Genomic DNA, 3,127 nt, shown 5'->3' with positions numbered 1-3,127 from the left:
CGGCGCGGCCGACCAGCGCGGCGAGCGTCGCCGTCAGCGCGTACATCCCGGCGGCGATGTCCGAGCTCGGCACGCCCGTCTTGGCCGGGCGCTCCGGCGGGCCGGTCACCGAGGCGAGGCCGGACTCGCACTGGATCAGCATGTCGTAGGCGCGCTTGTCCTGGTAGGGGCCGCCGGAGCCGTAGCCGGAGAGGTCGACGGTGACCAACCGGGGGTGCCGGGCGCGCAGTTCGGCGGAGCCGAAGCCCAGGCGGGCGGCGGCGCCGGGCGCGAGGTTCTGCAGGAAGACGTCGGCGCCGGCCACGAGGTCGGCCAGCACGGCGCGGCCTTCGGGCGCCTTCAGGTCGAGGGCGACCGACTCCTTGCCGCGGTTGAGCCAGACGAAGTGGCTGGCCAGCCCGTTGACGCTGTGGTCGTACCCGCGGGCGAAGTCGCCGCCGTCCGGCCGCTCGACCTTCACCACCCTGGCCCCCAGGTCGGCCAGGTGCCTGGTCGCCAACGGCGCGGCCACCGCCTGCTCCAACGCGATCACCGTGACACCCGCGAGTGGCAGCGACACCCGGACTCCCTCCCTCGTGAACGCATCGGGACCTACCCGCCGACGGGCGGGTTCAGTCGCGGGACCGCGCCGGTGATCTCGTGTTTGCCGCGGAAAATCCTCCCCCGGGACCACCTGCCGGCCGGTCAGAACCACTCCGGGTGACAGTCCGCCGCCGTCCGGTCCAGGCTGTCGAGAAGATCGAACTGCGGACCTGTGCGGGGGAGTTCGACCCGGAAGAAGTACCGGGCGGCCTGCCGCTTGCCCTCGTGGAAGGCGTCCGCGCCGTCACCCAGCGCGAGGAACTGCTCCAGCCAGATCCACGCGAGTACGACGTGGCCGACGGCCTCCAGGTAGGCGGAGGAGTTGGCCAGCGCGGTCGCCGGGTCCCCGGTGGACCACAGCCGGGCCGTCGTCCGCTCGACGCGGGCCGCGGCCTGCGCCAGGCGGTCCGCCAGCTCGGCCGCCTCGCCGCCGACCGCCGTGGCCTTCGCGGTGGTCGATGCGAGAGTGTCCAGGAGCAGCCGTAGCCCGGCGCCGCCGTTCATGACGACCTTGCGGCCGAGCAGGTCCAGGCCCTGGATGCCGTGCGTGCCCTCGTGGATCGGGTTGAGCCGGTTGTCGCGGTAGAACTGCTCGACGTTGTACTCGCGCGTGTAGCCGTAGCCGCCGTGCACCTGGATGGCGAGGTTGTTGGCCTCCAGGCACCACTGCGACGGCCAGCTCTTGGCGATGGGCGTGAGGACGTCCAGCAGCAGGTGGGCGCGGTCCCGCTCCCGCGGGTCCTCGGCGGTGAGCTCCTCGTCGAGAAGGCGGCTGCAGTACAGGCCGAGCGCGAGCGCGCCCTCCACGTAACTCTTCTGCGCCAGCAGCATCCTGCGCACGTCCGCGTGCTCGATGATCGGCACCTGCGGGGCGTTCGGGTCCTTGCCGGTGAGCGGGCGGCCCTGCGGGCGGGTGCGGGCGTAGTCCAGGGAGTGCAGGTATCCGGTGTAGCCGAGCGCGGTGGCGCCCTGGCCGACGCCGATCCTGGCCTCGTTCATCATGTGGAACATGTAGGCGAGCCCGCGGTGCTCCTCGCCCACCAGCCGGCCCACCGCGCCGGGCGCGCCGCCCGGGGTGTGCCGGCCCTCGCCGAAGTTGAGCAGGGTGTTGGTGGTGCCGCGATAGCCCATCTTGTGGTTGAGGCCCGCCAGGACGACGTCGTTGCGCTCGCCGAGCGTGCCGTCCGGCCGGACCAAGTACTTGGGCACGACGAACAGCGAGATGCCCTTGACGCCGGCCGGCGCGCCGGGCGTCCGTGCCAGCACCAGGTGGACGATGTTCTCGCTGAGCTCGTGGTCGCCGCCGGAGATCCACATCTTGGTGCCGGTGATCCGGTAGGTGCCGTCGTCCTGCGGCACCGCCCGGGTGGTGATGTCGGCGAGCGAGGAGCCGGCCTGCGGCTCCGACAGGCACATGGTGCCGAAGAACCGGCCCTCGACCATCGGGCGCACGTAGGTGTCGATCTGCTCCGCGCTGCCGTGCGCCAGCAGCAGGTTCGCGTTGCCGACGGTGAGCAGCGGGTACGAGGAGGTGGCGATGTTGGCGGCCTGGAACCAGGCGCGGCAGGCGTTGGCGACCACGGTGGGCAGCTGCTGTCCGCCGACCTCGTAGTCCATGGCGGCGCCGACCAGGCCCGCCTCGGCGAAGACCCGCAGGGCCGCGCCGACCTCCGGGATGACGTGCACCCGCTCGCCGTCGAAGCGCGGTTCCTCGGCGTCGTTCTTCTTGTTGTGCGGGGCGAAGTGCCGGGTCGCGATGGCCGCGCTGAGGTCGAGGATGGCGTCGAAGGTGTCCCGGTCATGGTCGGCGTAGCGGGGGCGGGCGGTCAGGGCCGTGACGTCCAGCCAGTCGTGGAGCAGGAAGTCGAGGTCTCGGCGGGAGAGCAGCAGGGAGTCCATGGGCGGGCGTCCGTTCGGCGGGGGTGGGCCTGCGTAGGGGTAACGGGGATCTTCTTACCCGACGCATCGCCGTCCGCGCGAGGGGGCGGCGCTGCTCAGTGCCGGTGGCCACCGTCGGCGGCGAGTGCGCGGCCGGCCTGGCGTTCGGTGAGGAGGCCCCGGGTGTGGAGCCAGCGGATCGTGTCGGTCATCGTCTCGGCCGTCGGGCGTGGGGTGAGGCCGGCGGTGCTCGCGGTGGCGGCCACGGGGCGGGCGTGAGCGCAGGTGTAGATGGCGCCGTACTCGGCCGGGATGTGCCAGGGCCAGAGGCGCTGGGCGGCCGTCGCGAGGGCCCCGACGGGGAGCATCGGGGTGGCCGGGAGGTGGAGGGCGGGGAGGGGGCGGCCGGTAACCTCGCGGAGGGTGCGCAGGTAGGTGCGGGTCGGGAGGTGGCGGCCGGGGGCGAAGTGCCGGTTGGCCGCGGGGGTTTCGGCGATCGGGTGGGTGGTGAGCAGGTCGGCGTGCAGGCGGGCGGTGTCGCGGACGTCGCCGACCGGGAAGCCGCCGAGGGGCCACAGGGGCATCAGGCCGCGCAGGGTGTTGCGCAGCCGAATGTTCTGGTCACCCGGCCCGGGGTCGTGCGGGCCGAGGAGCGCGGGCGGGTAGG

At 73.1% G+C, this 3,127-nt stretch carries 2 protein-coding genes and 1 pseudogene; all 3 read right to left on the bottom strand.

Going from position 1 to position 3,127, the window contains the following annotated elements; genetic code table 11:
- Nucleotides 1-559: CoA transferase (locus AB0O00_RS33810; RefSeq protein WP_363658375.1), on the bottom strand; the 559-nt coding region annotated here is incomplete at its 3' end.
- A 125-nt stretch (nt 560-684) separates the two neighbouring features.
- Nucleotides 685-2,481 (bottom strand): acyl-CoA dehydrogenase, encoded by a 1,797-nt coding sequence (locus tag AB0O00_RS33805; RefSeq protein WP_363658373.1) that lies wholly within the window; start codon nt 2,479-2,481, stop codon nt 685-687.
- A gap of 95 nt (nt 2,482-2,576) precedes the next feature.
- Nucleotides 2,577-3,127 (bottom strand): annotated as a pseudogene (locus AB0O00_RS33800) (NAD-dependent epimerase); the annotation flags it as partial.

Source organism: Kitasatospora sp. NPDC093558 (assembly GCF_040683475.1).
Lineage (GTDB): Bacteria > Actinomycetota > Actinomycetes > Streptomycetales > Streptomycetaceae > Kitasatospora.
This window is presented reverse-complemented; position numbering and strand designations above follow the sequence as displayed.

Bases quoted from the DNA above. Each gene is read 5' to 3' on its own strand.
- AB0O00_RS33805 (WP_363658373.1), bottom strand. From the start codon at position 2,481: ATGGACTCCCTGCTGCTCTCCCGCCGAGACCTCGACTTCCTGCTCCAC.